Here is a 17555-nt window from a genome sequence, read left to right as displayed (position 1 = left end):
GCTGATCTCTCCTTTACGACGTTCCGGCGGGCCGCCAGGCACACTGGGGACCATGACGACCGGCGCAACGCCTCCCCTCGCCCCCAAGCGCTCACGCGCGCGTACGTTCCTCCCGCTCGGCGTCGCCGCCTGGCTGGTCCTGGAGATCTGGCTGCTCACGGTGGTGGCGAACGCGGCGGGCGGGCTGACCGTCCTCGCCCTGCTCGTCGGCGGCGCCGTCCTCGGTGCCGCCGTCATGAAGCGGGCGGGCCGCCGTGCCTTCCGCAACCTCAGCTCGACCTTCCAGCAGGCCCAGGCCGCGGCGCAGAGCGGGGCGGTGCCCCCGGCCCCGGACCGCGCCGCCGCGGAGGACCGCAACGGCTTCCTGATGCTGGGCGGCCTGCTCCTGATGATCCCCGGCCTGATCTCCGACGCGGCCGGTCTGCTCCTGCTGATCCCGCAGGTCCGCTCGCTCCTGGGCCGTACCGCAGAGAAGGCCGTCGAGCGCCGGATGAGCGCCGCTCCTTCCGGCAGCCTCCAGGACGCCTTCCAGCAGGCGCGCATCCACCGGCCCGACGGAAAGGTCGTGCAGGGCGAGGTCATCCGCGAGGACGCGCCCCAGGGCCGCCGCGGGGCCGACGACCCCCGCCCGCCCCTGATGCCCTGACCCGTCGGCGATGCCCTGACCCGTCGGCGCGGATCGGCCGGCGGCGGGAAACGCCGCGGGGCCCGGTACACGGATCGTGTACCGGGCCCCGCGGCGTTGTTCTACCGGTCGCCCGCTAGGCGGACTTGCGGCTGTCGCGCGGATGAACGGCGATGTTCATCGCACCGGAGCGAAGGACGGCCAGCCTTTCGGCGAGGACCTCCTCGAGCTCCTCGCGCGTGCGCCGCTCCATGAGCATGTCCCAGTGCGTACGCGCAGGCTTGCCCTTCTTCTCCTCAGGTCCGTCCCCGTCCACCAGGAGTGCCTGGATTCCGCAGACCTTGCACTCCCACTCCGGCGGAATTTCCGCTTCCACCGAGAAGGGCATCTCAAAACGATGGCCCTTCTCGCATGCGTACTCCACGGCCTGGCGCGGGGCCAGATCGATGCCGCGGTCGGTCTCGTAGCTCGTCACCACGAGGCGCGTGCCGCGAAGAGCTCGCTCACTCATGAATCGTGCCTCCCGGGCTTGTCGCCCACAGGACAGGTGTCGCTGTCGTCGTTATCCGGTCAACGTCCGGTCGGCGGTAAAGATTCCCGTGCCGGGTCATGCGTCGCCCGTCGTGCCGCCCCTTGTTGTACCCACCAGTGCCCGTTTTGTCACATCTGACGGCAGATGTGACCCGGTGTCTTCACCAAAGCAGCACGCAGTAACGGTCCGCCTGGCAGGCCAAACGCGTACACTACCGCCCTTTCGATGCCACGTCTAAATACGGTCCGGTATCGGGTTCCCCGCCGCCTCCACCGCACGCCGCACCGGGACCCGGGCGAGGAGCGCGAAGCCGACCACGAAGAAGATCACCAGGGAGATGATGGCATCCCGGTAGCTTCCGGTCAGCTGATACGCGAGACCGAACACCAGCGGCCCTAGCCAACTGAGCCCCCGGTCGCTCATCTCGTACGCCGAGAAGTACTCCGCCTCCTTGCCGCGCGGCACCAGATGGGAGAAGAGCGAGCGGGACAGGGCCTGGCTGCCGCCCAGGACCAGGCCGATCGCCGCCGCCAGGCAGTAGAAGAACACCGGCGCGTCGGCGGGCAGCAGGTAGCCGGCCGCGAGGATCAGCGTCCAGACCGCCAGCGAACCCAGAATCGTCCGCTTGGCGCCGTACGACCGGGCGAGTCGCCCCATGCCGAGCGCGCCCGCCACCGCGAGCACCTGGACGAGCAGGACCGCCGTGATGAGCGTCGTCTGGTCGAGGCCCAGCTCCTCCGAACCGAACACGGAGGCCTGCGAGATCACCGTCTGGACGCCGTCGTTGTAGATCAGGTAGGCGAGCAGGAACGAGAGCGTCAGCGGATGCCGGCGCATGTCCTTCAGGGTCGCCCGGAGCTGGCGCCAGCCGCTCCCGACCACGCCCTCGCCGGCCGCGCCGTGACGCTCCGGGCCGATCCGCCGGTCGCGGAGCCGCCGGAGCGGCACGATGGTGAAGGCGCCCCACCACACACCGGCCGAGGCCAGACAGATCCGGACCGCCTCGCCCTCGGTCAGGCCGAACGACTCGTGCCCCGTGTACAGGACCAGGTTCAGGATCAGGACCAGCGCGCCGGACGTGTAGCCGAAGGCCCAGCCGCGGGACGAGACCGCATCCCGTTCGTCCGGCTCGGCGATCTGCGGCAGATAGGCGTTGTAGAGCACCATCGAGACCGACAGCGAGGCGTTGGCCACGATGAGCAGGAAGGCGCCGAACAGGTACCGGTCGCCGTCCAGGAAGAACATCCCCGCCGTGGCCGTCGCGCCCAGGTACGCCGCCGCCGCGAGCAGCGGCTTCTTCCGGCCCGTACGGTCCGCCGCCGCGCCCGCCAGGGGCATCACCAGGATGGCGACCACGAGCGAGGCGGACACCGTGTACGCGAACAGCGAGCCGGCCCGGACCGGGATGCCCAGCGGATGCACGTACCCCTCGGCGTCGGCCGCGGCCCGCGCCACCGACGTCAGGTACGGACCGAGGAAAACGGTCAGCACGCTCGTCGAGTACACCGAGCACGCGAAGTCGTAGAAGTACCAGCCCCGCTGCTCGCGTCGCCGCTCGGCGGGGTCGGTGGCGTACTCCTCCGACTCGGTGGTGTCAGCGGTCACGGCCGTGCCCCCTCGTTCGTCCCCGTGGCCGGGACGCCGCTCAGATCCACGCTCCCCGTTCGGTGAGCACGTCGCGCAGCGTCTCCAGATGATCGGTCATGATGCCATCGACCCCCAGGTCGAGGAGAGAGTTCATCCGGGAGGGATCGTTCACGGTCCACACGTGGACCTGGAGCCCGCGCGCGTGCGCCTCCCGCACGAACCGGCGGTCGACCACCGGGATCCCGGCCTGCCGCTCCGGGACCTGCGCCGCCACCGCCCCGGCCCGCAGCGCCGCCGGGATGCCCCAGGAGCGCAGCCGCAGCCCGACCACCCCGCGCATCCCGTACGAGGTGGCCAGCCGGGGGCCGGCCAGGCGCTGCGCCCGGGCCACCCGGGACTCGGTGAAGGAGCCCACGCACACCCGGTCCCAGGCGCCGGTCCTGCGGATCAGGTCCACCAGCGGCTCCAGGGCCGACTCGGCCTTGAGGTCCACGTTCCAGCGCGCCTCGGGGAACTCCTCCAGGAGGTCCGCGAAGAGCGGCAGGGGCTCCGTGCCGGCCACGCGGGCCTCCTTCACCGCAGCCCACGGCAGGTCGCCGATCCGGCCCGAGGCGTCCGTCACGCGATCGAGGGTCGCGTCGTGGAAGGCGACGAGCGCCCCGTCGGACGTGGTGTGCACATCGGTCTCGAAGTAGCGGTAGCCCGCCGCGTCGGCCCGGCGGAAGGCGGCCGCGGTGTTCTCCAGGCCGTTCGCCGTGCCGCCGCGGTGGGCGAACGCGAGGGGGAAGGGATGGTCGAGATAGGGGTGGCGTACGCGAGTCACGGGCGCAGTATGGCGTGTTCCGGTGTCGCGGGGGCGACCGGTGTGTGACTCGTCACCGCCTCGGGTACGGCGAACCGGCGCAGGAAGAACTGGGCGAGCGGACCGATGGCGAGCGCGTACAGCACCGTGCCGACGCCGACCGAGCCGCCGAGCAGGAAGCCGGTGGCGACCACGGCGATCTCGATCGCGGTCCGCACCAGGCGGATCGACCGCCCGGTCAGCCGGTGCAGACCGGTCATCAGGCCGTCGCGCGGACCCGGGCCGAACCGGGCCGCGATGTACAGACCGGTGGCCACGCCGTTGAGCAGGATGCCGAGCAGGAGCAGCGGGATCCGCCCGGTCAGGCCGTGGACCTCCGGGAGCAGCGCCAGGGCGCCGTCCATCGCCAGGCCGATCACGAACACGTTGGAGACGGTGCCGAGCCCCGGCCTCTGCCGGATCGGGATCCACAGCAGCAGCACCAACGCCCCGATGGCGATCGTCACCACACCGATGGTCAGTCCGGACTTCTCGGCGAGGCCCTGGTGGAGCACGCCCCAGGGTTCGAGGCCGAGCCCGCTGCGCACGAGCAGCGCCGAGCTGACCCCGTACAGCGTCAGTCCGACGTACAGCTGGACGAGCCGACGGGCGAGGTGCCGGCCGTGGAGGCCGGAGGCGATGGACAAGGGACTGCCCCCCCAGGGTGGTGGTAGTGGACTGACTCATGACACTCTGTGGCTGGGGATCGGGTGCCAACCATGGCCAATTCGATGAAGGTGGACTGATTTCGATGGCTCAGTGGACTTCGGCCGTGGGCCCTGCCCAGCTCGCCCGGCAGCTCCAGGCGCAGCAGCCGCGGCCCGCCGGGCCGGGCGTGCGTAAGCCGCCCGCCTACCGCGCCCTGGCCGACGGCATCCGTCTGCTCGTCCTGGAGGGGCGTGTGCCGGTCGCCGCCCGCCTGCCCGCGGAGCGGGAGCTCGCCCTCTCCCTCAACGTCAGCCGGACCACGGTGGCGGCGGCCTACGAGGCCCTGCGCACCGAGGGCTTCCTGGAGTCGCGTCGCGGGGCCGGCAGCTGGACCGCCGTGCCCGCCGGGAACCCGCTGCCCGCGCGCGGCCTCGAACCGCTGCCCCCGGAGGCACTCGGCTCGATGATCGACCTGGGCTGCGCGGCTCTTCCGGCGCCCGAGCCCTGGCTCACCCGCGGCGTCCAGGGAGCCCTGGAGGAACTGCCGCCGTACGCCCACACGCACGGGGACTACCCGGCCGGGCTGCCCGCGCTGCGGCAGATGCTCGCCGACCGCTACACCGCCCGCGGCATCCCCACCATGCCCGAGCAGATCATGGTCACGACCGGCGCCATGGGCGCCATGGACGCCATCTGCCACCTCTTCGCGGGGCGCGGCGAGCGCATCGCCGTGGAGTCGCCGTCGTACGCCAACATCCTCCAGCTGATGCGGGAGGCCGGCGCCCGGCTCGTGCCGGTCGCCATGTCCGAGGGCCTGGGCAGCTGGGACCTGGGCCGCTGGCGCCAGGTGCTGCGGGACGCCGCGCCCCGCCTCGCGTACGTCGTCGCCGACTTCCACAACCCGACCGGCGCGCTGGCCGACGAGGACCAGCGGCGGCAGCTGGTGGAGGCGGCCCGCTCGGCCGGCACGGTGCTCGTCGTCGACGAGACCATGGCCGAGCTCCACCTCGACGACGACCTGGAGATGCCCCGGCCGGTCTGTGCCTTCGACCCCGCCGGCTCCACGGTGCTGACCGTCGGCTCCGCCAGCAAGGCCTTCTGGGCGGGCATGCGGATCGGCTGGGTCCGGGCCGCGCCCGACGTGATCCGCTCCCTGGTCGCCGCGCGCGCGTACGCGGACCTCGGCACCCCCGTACTGGAACAGCTGGGCGTGAACTGGCTCATGCGGACCGGTGGCTGGGAGGAGGCCGTGACCCTCCGCCGCGACCAGGCGCGGGAGAACAGGGACGCCCTCGTCGCCGCGGTCTCCCGGGAGCTCCCGGGATGGGAGTTCGCCGTGCCGCGCGGCGGACTGACCCTGTGGGTCCGCACCGGAGGCCTCTCCGGCTCCCGGCTCGCCGAGGCCGGCGAGCGGGTCGGCGTCCGCGTCCCCTCGGGACCGAGGTTCGGCGTCGACGGGGCCTTCGAGGGCTTCGTCCGCCTGCCGTTCACCGTCGGCGGACCGGTCGCGGACGAGGCCGCCGCCCGGCTCGCCGCCGCGGCCCGCCTGGTCGAGTCGGGAGCGGTCGGCGGAGCCGAATCGCCCCGGTCCTTCGTGGCGTGACGCGCGCCTGACTCCCGCGTCACGCGGAGAGGCCGGTACGGACCTGGGGGTCCGTACCGGCCTCTCCGTCGTCGTGCGGGCCGCTCAGCCCTCCGCGGGGACGGGGGCGTGCAGCGGGGCCGGGCCGGGATCCGGCTGGACCCTCGGCGCGGGGGTGGGATCGACCTCGACACGGGGGGTCGGTGCCGGGTCGGGGGCGGTCTCGACGACGGCGGCCGTACGGCGCTCCGGGAGCAGGTCGAGAACCGCCTTGCGGTGCGCCTCGCTCGTCTCGTCGTCGTACGGGTCGGGCGTGGCCGGCACCTGGAGGCGCAGGACCGGTCCCGCGCCGAGGCGCACGTAGCCCCGGCCGGGCGGCACCTCGGGCGTGGGCGTGGTGTGGGGGCCCGCGCCGAGGACGGCGGTGATCTGCTCCGGCACGGCGGGGCCGAGCACGATCCGGGCCCTGGTGTGGGTCCGTACCGCCTCGCCCAGCGTGTCCGTGCTGTCGAACTGCTCGGCCACCACCACCGTGACCTGCGCCGCGCGCCCGTGCCGGAGCGGCACCTGGAGCAGCTCCTGGGGGTCGGGGCGGCCGTCGGCGGCGGCCAGGTGGCCCAGGACGCTCGGTCGGTCGAGCAGGATCCACAGCGGCCGCCGGGTGTCCTCCGGTGCCGGCAGGCCCGCCTGCCGGGCCCGGTTGGCGGCGATCAGCCGCCGCTCGGTCTCGTGCGCGGCCCATTCCAGACTGGCCAGGGAGCCGGCGAGACCGCACTCGACGGCGAGGACGCCGTCGCGGTCGGTGAGACAGGCGTACTCGCCGGTGCCGGCGCCCTCGACGATCAGCACGTCGCCGTGGGGGAGGGCCTGGAGCGCGATCGAGCGGAGCAGGGAGGTGGTGCCGCTGCCGGGCTGGCCGACCACGAGCAGGTGAGGCTCGGTCGAGCGGGGGCCGGTGCGCCAGACCACGGCCGGCGCGTCCTCCGTCCCGTCGGCGGCGACCACGGGCACGGTCCGCTGCACGGCGTCGGCGTCGGTGAAGCCGAGCACGGTCTCGCCGGGCACGGTCACGAAGCGCTGGGCGGCGATGGCGGTGGTGAGGGCGGGCAGCACGCTCATGACGAGCAGGTTGCCCTCCTCGTCCCATTCGAAGCGGTACTCGCGGCCGCGCCCCGACTTGGCGTGCAGCAGCTGCTCGATGCGGGCGCGCGCGGCCGGCTCGCCGTCGGTGAAGTAGGGCGGGTACGCGATCCGCAGCCGGGTGATCCGGCCGTCCTCGTCGAAGGCGTACTCCGCGAAGGCGCCGCTCCAATCGCCGCCGTGGGCGAAGAGCGGGGCGGGGTCGTCGGGGACGGAGAAGTACGGCACGAGGGCCTCGTACAGGCCCTTCAGGCGGGCGATCTCGGCGTCGTCGGGCCCGGTCTTGACGACCGGGCGTTCCCGTCCTTTCCACGCGGCCGCGCCCATGAGCGTGACGAGGGCGAGGAGCGGCCCGTACGGCATGAGGGCGAGGACCAGGACGCAGGCCGCGACCAGGAGCAGCGTGGGACCACGCCGTTCCTTGGGGGTCGCGGCCCACTTGGCGCGCGCGGTCGCGGCCAGCTTCCGCAGACCACGGGTGACCGTGATCAGTGGATGGAGCACGTCGGTGGCGCTGTCGGCGGCCGTGCGCGCGATCTCTCGACTGCGAGCGATCTGTGCGCTGCCGCTGCTCAGAATGCGGGGGAGTGGTCGCCGGGCCACGAAGTACTCCTGAAGTGGTGGAAGGGACGGAAGGGCGTCAGAACTTGATCCCGCCCAGGAGGCCGGCGAGGCTCTGCCCGCCCGCCGTGATGCTCGGGGCGATGGCGGTGCCCGCGAGGTAGAAGCCGAACAGCGCGCTGACGAGGGCGTGCGAGGCCTTCATCCCGTCCTTCTTGAAGAACAGGAAGCAGATGATGCCGAGCAGGACCACGCCTGAGATGGACAGGATCATTGGGTGTTCTCCTGGTTGAGGGGACAGTCACCATGAGTCCTTCCAAGTTCACAGCAAGTATCTATGTGACTAAAGGTGCATGCGGGTGAAAAACGGGTGATTTCACTTGACCGGCCGAGGTCGGGCGCTTCCCCGGGTGGCGAAATGCCCGGGGTGCGCTAGAGGGTGTCCCGGGCGCTCCGGCCCGGGGTGGACTGCGGTGATCTTTGCCGTGGACGGGCGCGGTCATGTCACCGAACGGGCAGTACCCTGTCGATTCACTCGTACGGCGGCGCTTGCCGTGCGCGGGGCCGGACAGTGGTCCACGCGGCAGCGTCAACACAGCAGGAGAGGCGGTCCCACCCGATGAGCGAGACTCCGGACCCCGAGGTCATCGAGCTGGCGTCCAAGGTCTTCGGCCTCGCGCGCACGGGTGACGCCGACGCCCTGGCCGCCTACGTGGACGCGGGTGTCCCCGCCGACCTCACCAACGACAAGGGCGACTCCCTCGTCATGCTCGCCGCCTACCACGGCCACGCCGCCGCGGTCTCCACCCTCCTGGAGCGCGGCGCCGACGCCGACCGCGCCAACGACCGCGGCCAGACCCCGCTGGCCGGTGCGGTCTTCAAGGGCGAGGACGCGGTGATCCGCGCGCTCCTCGCCGGCGGCGCAAATCCGGAAGCCGGGACTCCGTCCGCCGTCGACACGGCCCGCATGTTCGGCAAGGTCGAACTCCTGGAGCTCTTCCGATCCCGGTGAACGGGCACTGAACCCCAGGTGAGAGCGGCATCGTAAATGTGGTCGCGGCGGCGAAATGGGTGGGTCATCATGACGTCGGGCCCGGCAAATCGGGCCACGGACGAGAGGCAGAGGAAGATGGTCACTGGCAAGCGCAGGACGACGAGCGGCCCTACATGTCGCCACACGGCCTAGGCGTACAGAGATGTACCGCCTGACCCGGGTCATCCCGGTATCCCCCGGTCGTGTCGACAGCTTGATGTGAGGCGTCTTCCCATGTTCGATCCAGTCATAGCGCCGAGCGGCACCCTGCTCGGCCTGCTGCAGCGGGGCCGCGGCGACGGCACCCTGCACGCCCTTGCCGCGCCACGCGCCGAGGCCCTCGCGGCCCTCAACCACTGCGTTCTCGACGACCCCCGCCACGACTGGCAGGTCGAGAACCGCTCCCTGTACTACGCCCGTCTCTACCTGGACCTCCACGGAGGCCTCGACGAGATCCAGGCGCACCTCTTCGGCGCCGAGGACCACCTCGACACCGACGAGTCCCGGACCGGGCTCGCGCTCGCCGTCCTCGGACACCTCGCCTCCTACGGACGCCAGGACGCCCTGCTCCTGCTCCGGCGCTACGCCGCGGCCGGCACCAACTGGGCCTGGGCCCTGGACGAGCTGGCACTCCGCGACGACGACGCCGGACTCCGCGCGCTCGCCCTGCCCGTCCTGGCCCGCTTCCCGGCCGGCCCGGACGGCGACGCCGACCTGGCGGCCACCGTGCGCGACGCCTACGAGCCGCGCCCCTGGCGCCTGTGGGCCGAGGACCCGCGCGAGGCCGTCGGCGCCCGGGTCAGGGCCGCCCGCGAACAGGGCTCCTTCGACCGCTGGCAGCGCCAGATGAGCCCGGCCGGACCCCGCCCCGGCTGGAGCGTCCGAGCCGTCCTCGACTGGGCGCAGGAGGGATACGAGCGCGGTGCCGTCCTCGACGGACCCGCCGCCCGCTGCCTCGCCGCCGTCGCGGGACCCGAGGACCGGCCCGAACTCCTCGCCGCCGCCCGCCACGGCGCCAGGGGAGCGCGGGGCGCCGCCCTGCACCACCTCGCCGCGTCACAGGACCCCGCCGTCCTCGACCTCGTAGAGGCCGCCGCCGACGGAGACTCCACCGACGTCGCCGAAGCCGCCGTCGCCGCCTACCGGCGCATGTGCGGCGAGGACGCCGTCGCCCGCGCCCGCGCGTGGGTCCGGCGCACCGACGCCCTCGGAGCCGCCGCCGCCGAGGTCCTCGCCTGCCGCGGCACCGCCCAGGACGCCACGCTCGTCCTCGGCGCCCTGCGCGGCACCATTCGCACCGCGGGACCCGACGCCCCCGAGCTCGCCGTCCTCGTCGACGGAGCCGGCCGCCTCGGGATCGCCTGCGCGGCCCCCGTGCTGCGCCACGTCTACCGCGAGACCGCCTCCTCCCAGCTGCGCGGCCGCACGGCCCGCGCCCTCGCCGCCACCGACCCCACCTTCGCGACCGGCTTCGCCGTCGAATGCCTCTGGGACTGCGAGGAGACCACCCGCGAGGTCGCGGCCCTGCACGCCGAGACCGGTGACGTGCGCGTCGCCGAGCGATTGCGCCGCCTCGCGGCCGACCCGGCCGAAGAGGCCGAGGTGCAGACCGCGGTGCGCAACCGGATAGGACCGGACCTCCAGGTCTGACCCCGGCTCCGGCAGGCGACAGGTCCGACCACCCCCTCCCGGCCCGACCTCGCGCACCCGAGCCACCGCCACCCGGCCCCCGGGGCGGCGCGGCCCACGGCGGAGAACCCGCCGATCGCGGCCCCGCCCCAGGGGCCGGCGCCGTCCCCGGCGCCGGGGACGGCGGAGAACGCTCACGGGACGTTCCCCCGCCGTCCAGATCGACGTCGGCGGGTACACGCCAAGTGCGACGACAACACCCGTATGCGTGTCGTCATCGTCACCGAATCCTTCCCTCCCGACGTCAACGGTGTGGCGCACTGCGCCCTGCAGACCGCGCGCCACCTCGTCCGGCGGGGCCACGCCCCGCTCGTCATCGCCCCCGCCGTCGCCGACCCCGCGGCGGACGCCGACGCGCCCTGCGCCGTCGTCCGGGTGCCCTCCCTCCCCCTGCCCGGCTATCCGCAGGTACGCGTCGCCCTGCCCAGCCGCCGGGTCGCCGCGGCCATCGCCGCGCACCGCGCCGACATCGTCCACCTCGCGGGACCGTTCGTCCTCGGGGCGCGCGGGATGACCGCAGCCGCCCGGCTCGGCATCCCCGCCGTCGCCGTCTACCAGACCGACCTCGCGGGCTACGCGCGCACGTACGTCGGGACCGGCCAAGGCGCCGCCTGGCGGCGCCTTCGCGCCGTGCACGGCGCCGCGGACCGCACCCTCGCCCCGTCGTCCGCCGCCGCGCGCGACCTGGAGGACCACGGCGTCGGCCGCGTCCGCCTCTGGGGGCGCGGGGTGGACACCGACCGCTTCCGGCCCGAGCTGCGCGACGCCGCCCTGCGCCGCGAACTCGCCCCCGACGGGGAGCTCCTCGTCGGGTACGTGGGCCGCCTCGCCCCCGAGAAGCGGGTGGACCTGCTCGGCGGCGTGTGCGCGCTGCCCGGCGTCCGGGTCGTGATCGTCGGCGACGGGCCGAGCGGGCCCGCGCTCCGCTCGTCGCTCCCCCGTGCCCGGTTCCTCGGCCGTCGCACCGGCTCCGACCTCGCCAGGATCTTCGCCTCGCTCGACGTGTTCGCCCACACCGGCCCGTTCGAGACCTTCTGCCAGACCGTCCAGGAGGCCATGGCGAGCGGCGTCCCGGTCATCGCCCCGGCCGCCGGCGGGCCCCTCGACCTGGTCGCCCAGGGGCGGACGGGACTCCTCGTCCCACCGGGCGACCCCGAGGCGCTGCGGAGCGCCGTCGCCTCGCTCGCCGCCGCGCCGGAGAGACGCGCCGCCTACGGCCTGAGCGGCCGGGCCGCCGTCGAGGGCCGCACCTGGGCGGCCCTCGGCGACGAGCTGATCGGGCACTACCGGGAGGTCCTGCGCGAGCGGACGGCGGTGGCGGCGTGAACGGTGTGCGTACGGAGGAGGGTGCCCGTGCGGCCGGTGCTGGTGCTGGTGCTGTAGCCGGTGCCGGTGCTGCCGACACCGACACCGGTGTCCGGGGCGCCGGTGACGCGCGGGGCGGCGGGCTCCGGATCGTGCGGCTCGCGAACTTCGTGACCCCCACGTCCGGCGGCCTTCGCACCGCCCTCGACCGGCTCGGCCGCGGATACCTGGAAGCCGGGCACGAGCCGGTCCTCGTCGTCCCCGGCGACGTCGCGAGCGACCACCACACCGAACAGGGCCGGATCGTCACCCTGCCCGGGCCCGTCCTGCCCGGCACCGGCGGCTACCGGGTCCTCGCCGACCGCCGCCGGGTGCGCCGGCTCCTCGACGACCTCGCCCCCGACCGGATCGAGGTCTCGGACCGCACCACCCTGCGCTGGACGGGGGAATGGGCGCGACGCGCCCGCGTACCGGCGGTCATGGTCTCCCACGAGACGGCGGACGGCGTGCTGCGCACCTGGGGCGTGCCGCCCGTCCTCGCGGCCCGTGCGGCGGACCGGCTCAACCGCCGCACGGCGTGGGCCTTCGCGCGGATCGTCTGCACGACGGAGTGGGCGGAGCGCGAGTTCGTCCGGATCGGCGCCCGCAACGTCGTACGCGCTCCGCTCGGCGTCGACCTGGAACGCTGCCGGCCCGGCCGGCGCAGCACGGTGCTGCGCGCCCGGTACGCGGAGGGGGAGCGCGTGGTGCTCCTGCTCTGCTCGCGGCTCTCCGTCGAGAAGCGGCCCGGCATGGCCCTGGACGCCCTGGAGGAGCTGCGGGGCGCGGGTGTCGCGGCGGCGCTCGTGGTCGCGGGCGACGGGCCGCTGCGCGGCGTCCTGGAGCGGCGGGCGCGCGAGCGGCGCCTCCCGGTGCGGTTCCTGGGGCACGTCGCCGACCGGGAGACCCTGGCGGACCTCCAGGCGGCCGCCGACGTGTGCCTGGCGCCGGGGCCCGCGGAAACGTTCGGCCTCTCCGCTCTCGAAGCACTCGCCTGCGGGACCCCCGTCGTCGTCAGCGCCTCATCCGCACTGCCCGAGGTCGTCGGCACCGCCGGCGCGGCCGCCGCCGACACCCCGGCCGCCTTCGCCACCGCCGTCCGCGGCCTCCTCGCCGCCCCGGAACCCGAACGCCGCCGGGCCGCACGCGCGCGTGCCGAGGGCTTCTCCTGGGACCGCTCGGTCGCCGCCTTCCTCCGCGCCCACGACGCCCTCCCGGCACCCGGGCCCCGGCGATCCGAGGAGACCCGCCGATGACCCGCACCGCCGCGAGCGGGAGCGCGGGGGAGGGCGGGGCGAGGCCCGGTCCCGGCGTGGTGCTCGATCCCGGCACGTGGACGGACCCCGGCGCGCGGCCCGCCTGCGGGCCGGCCCCCGCTGCGGGGCCCGCCCCCGCGCCCGAAGCTGCCGTGGGGCCCGCCCCTGCCCTCGCCGTGCGGCCTGCCCCCGTCCCCGCCCCGCGGCCCACCCCCGTCCCCGAAGCGCGGACCAGCCCCGGCCACGGCGCCGCCCCCGTCGGGCGGCTCAGGTTCGCGGTGCTCGGCGATTCGCTCAGCGAAGGGGTCGGGGACCGGGTGGACGGGGCGTGGCGGGGATGGGCGGCGCTGCTCGCCGAAGGGCTTGCCGCCGAAGGGCTCGCCGCGGGAGGGCTCGCTGCCGAGGGACGGGGGACGGAGCTCCTGAACCTCGCCGTCAGCGGGGCGCTCAGCGCCGACGTCGCCGACGAGCAGGCCCCCCGGGCCCTGGCCTTCCGGCCGCACCTCGCCTCGGTCGTGGTCGGCGTCAACGACACCTTGCGCCGGGGCTTCGACATCGCGCTCCTGGCCCGCCGCCTCGACCGGGTGTGCGCCGACCTGGACGCGCTCGGAGCCGTACTCCTGACCGCGTGTCTGCCCGACCCGGGCCGGATGCTCGGCCTGCCGCCGCCCCTGGCGCGCCCGCTGGCCCGCCGGCAGCGCTCCGTGAACGCCGTCACGCACGCGCTCTCCACCCGGTACGGAGCCGTCCACCTCCACCTCGCCGACCGCGCCTGGACGGACGACCGCCGCCTGTGGAGCGCCGACCGGCTGCACCCCGGCGAGCGCGGACACCGCGCAGTCGCAGCGGGCTTCCACCAGCTGCTCGCCGCCCGGGGGCTCGCCCACGGCGCACCTCCCGCGCGCGAGCCGGCCGAGCCGCCCCCGACCCGGGCCGAGGCGCTGCTGTGGCTGGCCACCGCGGGCACGGGCTGGGTGCTGCGCCGCAGCCGCGACCTGCTGCCGCAGCTCGTCCTGCTCGCCGGCGCCGAACTGCGCCACTGGGCCGACGGCACGGGCGGCGCGCCGCTCGACGCGCGCGCGGACGCCGCCCTCGCCGCCGCCCTCGCGGCCACAATGGGGAGATGAACGGGCGCTGGGAGTTCTGGATCGACCGGGGCGGCACCTTCACCGACATCGTCGGGAGACGGCCCGACGGCCGGCTCGTCACCCGCAAGCTGCTCTCCCACGACCCCGCGCGGCACCAGGACGCCGCCGTCGCCGGCATCCGGCTCCTGCTCGGCCTCGCACCCGGCGAACCCGTACCGGCCGACCGGATCGCCGTCGTCAAGATGGGCACCACGGTGGCCACCAACGCCCTCCTGGAGCGGCGCGGCGAGCCGACCGTCCTCCTCGTCACCGAGGGTTTCCGCGACGCCCTCCGCATCGCCTACCAGAACCGGCCCCGGATCTTCGACCGCCGCATCGTGCTCCCCGAGCCGGTCCACGCGCGCGTGATCGAGGTCCCCGAGCGGGTCGACGCACACGGCCGGCTCGTACGCGCCCTGGACGAGCCGGCCGTCGCCGAGGCCCTCGCCGCCGCACACCGCGAGGGCTTCCGCGCCGCCGCCGTGGTCCTCCTGCACGGCTACCGCCACCCCGAGCACGAGATCCGCGTCGCGGCCGCGGCCCGCGCCGCCGGATTCACCCAGGTCAGCTGTTCGCACGAGGTCAGCCCGCTCATCAAGCTGATCCCGCGCGGCGACACCACCGTCGTCGACGCCTACCTCTCCCCGATCCTGCGCCGGTACGTCGACGAGGTCGCCCGCGAACTCGCGGGCATCCGGCTCATGTTCATGCAGTCCAACGGCGGCCTGCGCGAGGCGGCCCACTTCCGCGGCAAGGACGCCGTCCTGTCCGGCCCCGCCGGCGGTGTCGTCGGCATGGTCCGCACCTCGGCCGCGGCGGGATACGACCGGGTCATCGGCTTCGACATGGGCGGAACCTCCACCGACGTGTCGCACTACGCCGGGTCCTTCGAACGCGAACTCGGCACCCAGGTCGCCGGGGTGCGGATGCGAGCCCCGATGATGAGCATCCACACCGTGGCGGCCGGCGGCGGCTCGGTCCTCCACTACGACGGCCGCCGCTTCAGGGTCGGACCCGACTCGGCCGGTGCCGTCCCCGGCCCCGCCTGCTACCGCCGCGGCGGACCGCTCACCGTCACCGACGCCAACGTCATGCTCGGCCGTGTCCAACCGGCCCACTTCCCCGCCGTGTTCGGCGACACCGGCGACCTCCCCCTGGACGCCGAGGCCGTACGGCGACGGTTCACGGCCCTCGCGGCGGAGATCGGCGACGGCCGCACTCCCGAGGAGGTCGCCGCGGGCTTCCTGGACATCGCCGTCCTCAACATGGCCAACGCGGTCAAGAAGATCTCCGTCCAGCGGGGCCACGACGTCACCCGGTACGCCCTCACCAGCTTCGGCGGCGCCGGCGGCCAGCACGCCTGCGCCGTCGCCGACGCCCTGGGCATCGACACGGTCATCGTCCCCCCGCTCGCCGGCGTGCTCTCCGCGTACGGGATCGGGCTGGCCGACGCCACCGCCATGCGGGAGCGGTCCGTCGAGGCCGAGCTCGACGCCCCCGGGACCCACGCGCGCGTGACGGCGCTCTGCGACGAACTCGCGGACCGGACCCGGGAGGAGCTCCGTACCGACGGACTGCCCGACGAGGCGATCGACACCCGCGCGCGCGTGCTCCTGCGGTACGCCGGCACGGACGCGGGCCTCCAGGTCGACCTCGCCTCCGCCGAGTCGATGAAAACCGCGTTCACAGCTCTTCACCGGGCGCGGTACGCCTTCACCGTGGACCGGCCGCTCGTCGTGGAAGCCGTCTCCGTGGAGGCCGTCGGCACGGCCGGTCCGCACGGCCCCGTGGTCGTCGGCACGACGGACCGGACCGGCCCCCTCGAACCCCGCACCACGGTACGGATGCACAGCGGCGGCACCGTCCACGACGCCCCGCTGCACCGGCGCGAGGACCTGCGGGCGGGCGACGGCGTGGACGGACCCGCGCTGCTCGCCGAGGCCGACGCCACGACCGTCGTCGACACCGGCTGGCGGGCCACCGCGACCGAAGGCGGCCACCTCCTGCTGCACCGCGTCGCCGCCCGCCCCGCGCGCGTGGCCGCCGGAACGGACGTCGACCCCGTCCTCCTGGAGGTCTTCGACAACCTCTTCATGGCCATCGCCGAGCAGATGGGCGTCCGCCTGGAGAACACCGCCCAGTCGGTCAACATCAAGGAACGCCTCGACTTCTCCTGCGCCCTCTTCGACGCCGAGGGCAACCTCATCGCCAACGCGCCCCACATCCCCGTCCACCTCGGTTCCATGGGCGAGTCCATCAAGGAGGTCCTGCGGCGGCGCGGCGGCGACCTGCGCCCCGGCGACGTGTACGCCGTCAACGACCCGTACCACGGCGGCACGCACCTGCCCGACGTCACCGTCGTGACACCGGTGTTCGGCGACACGGGCGACGAACTCCGCTTCCTGGTCGCCTCCCGCGGCCACCACGCCGAGATCGGCGGCATCACACCAGGCTCCATGCCCGCCTTCAGCCGGACCGTCGACGAGGAGGGCGTCCTCTTCGACAACTGGCTGCTCGTCCGGGACGGCCGGCTGCGCGAGGCCGAGACCCGCGCCCTGCTCACCGGCGCCCGGCACCCCTCCCGCGACCCCGACACCAACCTCGCCGACCTCCGCGCCCAGATCGCCGCCAACGAGAAGGGGGTCGGGGAACTACGCCGAACGGTCGCCGAGTTCGGGCTCGACGTGGTCGAGGCCTACATGCGGCACGTCCGTGCCAACGCCGAGGAGTCCGTGCGCCGCATCGTCGCCCGCCTCCACGACGGCGCGTACCGCTACGAGACCGACGGCGGCGCGGTCATCCAGGTCGCCGTCCGCGTCGACCGCGAACGGCGTTCCGCCGTCCTCGACTTCACCGGCACCTCGCCCCAGCTGCCCGGGAACGCCAACGCCCCCACCGCCGTCGTCATGGCCGCCGTCCTGTACGTCTTCCGCACCCTCGTCGACGAGGACATCCCGCTCAACAGCGGCTGCCTGGAACCCCTGGAGATCCGCGTCCCGCCCGGCTCGATGCTCGCGCCCGTCCACCCGGCGGCCACCGTCGCCGGGAACGTCGAGACGTCCCAGGCCGTCACGGGCGCCCTGTACGCCGCCCTCGGCATCCAGGCAGAGGGCTCCGGCACCATGAACAACGTCACCTTCGGCAACGCGCGCACGCAGTACTACGAGACGGTCGCGAGCGGCTCGGGCGCCGGGGACGGCTTCGACGGCGCCGACGCCGTGCAGACCCACATGACCAACTCCCGGCTCACCGACCCCGAGGTCCTCGAATGGCGCCACCCCGTCAGGGTCGACGCCTTCGCCGTACGGGAGGACGGCGGCGGGCGCGGCCGCTGGCACGGCGGCCACGGCGTCGAGCGGCGCATCCGCTTCCTGGAGCCGATGACGGTGGCCCTCCTCACCGGCCACCGCAGGGTCCCGCCGTACGGGATGGCCGGGGGAGGACCCGGCGCCCTGGGCGAGAACCTGGTGGAACGCGCGGACGGAACGGTCGAGCACCTCGCCGGAGCCGCCACCACCGAGGTCGGCCCCGACGACGTCCTGGTCATCCGCACCCCCGGCGGAGGAGGCTACGGCCGCCCGACGTGAGCC

The 17555-nt window shown here is 74.4% G+C and carries 14 protein-coding genes; 8 read left to right on the top strand and 6 right to left on the bottom strand.

Going from position 1 to position 17555, the window contains the following annotated elements:
• Positions 1–52 precede the first annotated feature (52 nt).
• Positions 53–646 (top strand): FxsA family membrane protein, encoded by a 594-nt coding sequence (gene fxsA, locus OO54_RS28280; protein WP_033207861.1) that lies wholly within the window; start codon positions 53–55, stop codon positions 644–646.
• A gap of 115 nt (positions 647–761) precedes the next feature.
• Here the strand turns inward: fxsA and OO54_RS28275 are convergent, their stop codons facing one another.
• From OO54_RS28275 to yczE, 4 genes are all read right to left on the bottom strand, one after another.
• Entirely contained in the window at positions 762–1136 is a 375-nt protein-coding gene (locus OO54_RS28275) for an RNA polymerase-binding protein RbpA (protein ID WP_015032218.1), read from the bottom strand.
• A gap of 255 nt (positions 1137–1391) precedes the next feature.
• Positions 1392–2762, bottom strand: coding sequence for an MFS transporter (locus tag OO54_RS28270; RefSeq protein WP_017242174.1), 1371 nt, complete (start codon positions 2760–2762; stop codon positions 1392–1394).
• Positions 2763–2802: 40 nt separating this feature from the next.
• Positions 2803–3567, bottom strand: a complete 765-nt coding sequence (locus OO54_RS28265) for a glycerophosphodiester phosphodiesterase family protein (RefSeq protein ID WP_033207858.1) — start codon at positions 3565–3567, stop codon at positions 2803–2805.
• Positions 3564–4232: a membrane protein YczE gene (yczE, locus tag OO54_RS28260; RefSeq protein WP_033207856.1), complete on the bottom strand. Its 669-nt coding sequence runs from the start codon at positions 4230–4232 to the stop codon at positions 3564–3566. Before yczE ends, OO54_RS28265 begins: the two co-directional genes overlap by 4 nt.
• A gap of 104 nt (positions 4233–4336) precedes the next feature.
• On the opposite strand from yczE, the gene OO54_RS28255 reads away from it, so the two are divergent.
• Entirely contained in the window at positions 4337–5836 is a 1500-nt protein-coding gene (locus tag OO54_RS28255) for an SCO1417 family PLP biosynthesis transcription factor (protein WP_033207854.1), read from the top strand.
• 84 nt (positions 5837–5920) lie between these two features.
• Here OO54_RS28255 and OO54_RS28250 read toward each other — a convergent pair whose 3' ends face one another.
• Together OO54_RS28250 and OO54_RS28245 are read right to left on the bottom strand one after the other, a co-directional pair.
• Positions 5921–7558, bottom strand: a complete 1638-nt coding sequence (locus OO54_RS28250) for a membrane protein (protein ID WP_033207853.1) — start codon at positions 7556–7558, stop codon at positions 5921–5923.
• A 37-nt stretch (positions 7559–7595) separates the two neighbouring features.
• The gene (locus OO54_RS28245; RefSeq protein WP_015032212.1) at positions 7596–7790 is read right to left on the bottom strand and encodes a hypothetical protein; all 195 of its coding nucleotides are present in this window, start codon (positions 7788–7790) and stop codon (positions 7596–7598) included.
• 345 nt (positions 7791–8135) lie between these two features.
• Between OO54_RS28245 and OO54_RS28240 the strand changes: the two genes are divergently transcribed.
• From OO54_RS28240 to OO54_RS28215, 6 genes are all read left to right on the top strand, one after another.
• Entirely contained in the window at positions 8136–8528 is a 393-nt protein-coding gene (locus OO54_RS28240; RefSeq protein ID WP_033207851.1) for an ankyrin repeat domain-containing protein, read from the top strand.
• Between the two features lie 255 nt (positions 8529–8783).
• Entirely contained in the window at positions 8784–10199 is a 1416-nt protein-coding gene (locus tag OO54_RS28235; RefSeq protein WP_033207849.1) for a hypothetical protein, read from the top strand.
• Positions 10200–10442: 243 nt separating this feature from the next.
• A complete protein-coding gene (locus OO54_RS28230; protein WP_033207846.1) occupies positions 10443–11564 on the top strand; it encodes a glycosyltransferase family 4 protein in 1122 nt (373 codons plus the stop codon).
• A gap of 131 nt (positions 11565–11695) precedes the next feature.
• Positions 11696–12838 (top strand): glycosyltransferase, encoded by a 1143-nt coding sequence (locus tag OO54_RS28225; RefSeq protein ID WP_425348024.1) that lies wholly within the window; start codon positions 11696–11698, stop codon positions 12836–12838.
• The gene (locus OO54_RS28220; RefSeq protein WP_200146578.1) at positions 12835–13965 is read left to right on the top strand and encodes an SGNH/GDSL hydrolase family protein; all 1131 of its coding nucleotides are present in this window, start codon (positions 12835–12837) and stop codon (positions 13963–13965) included. The genes OO54_RS28225 and OO54_RS28220 overlap by 4 nt, the downstream gene beginning before the upstream one ends.
• Positions 13962–17552 (top strand): hydantoinase B/oxoprolinase family protein, encoded by a 3591-nt coding sequence (locus OO54_RS28215; protein ID WP_033207844.1) that lies wholly within the window; start codon positions 13962–13964, stop codon positions 17550–17552. The genes OO54_RS28220 and OO54_RS28215 overlap by 4 nt, the downstream gene beginning before the upstream one ends.
• Positions 17553–17555 lie beyond the last annotated feature (3 nt).

Origin of the sequence: Streptomyces wedmorensis, assembly GCF_000716445.1 — a bacterium.
Lineage (GTDB): Bacteria > Actinomycetota > Actinomycetes > Streptomycetales > Streptomycetaceae > Streptomyces > Streptomyces wedmorensis.
Note: the sequence above shows the minus strand (reverse complement) of the source record. Positions and strands in the feature narration are given on the sequence as shown.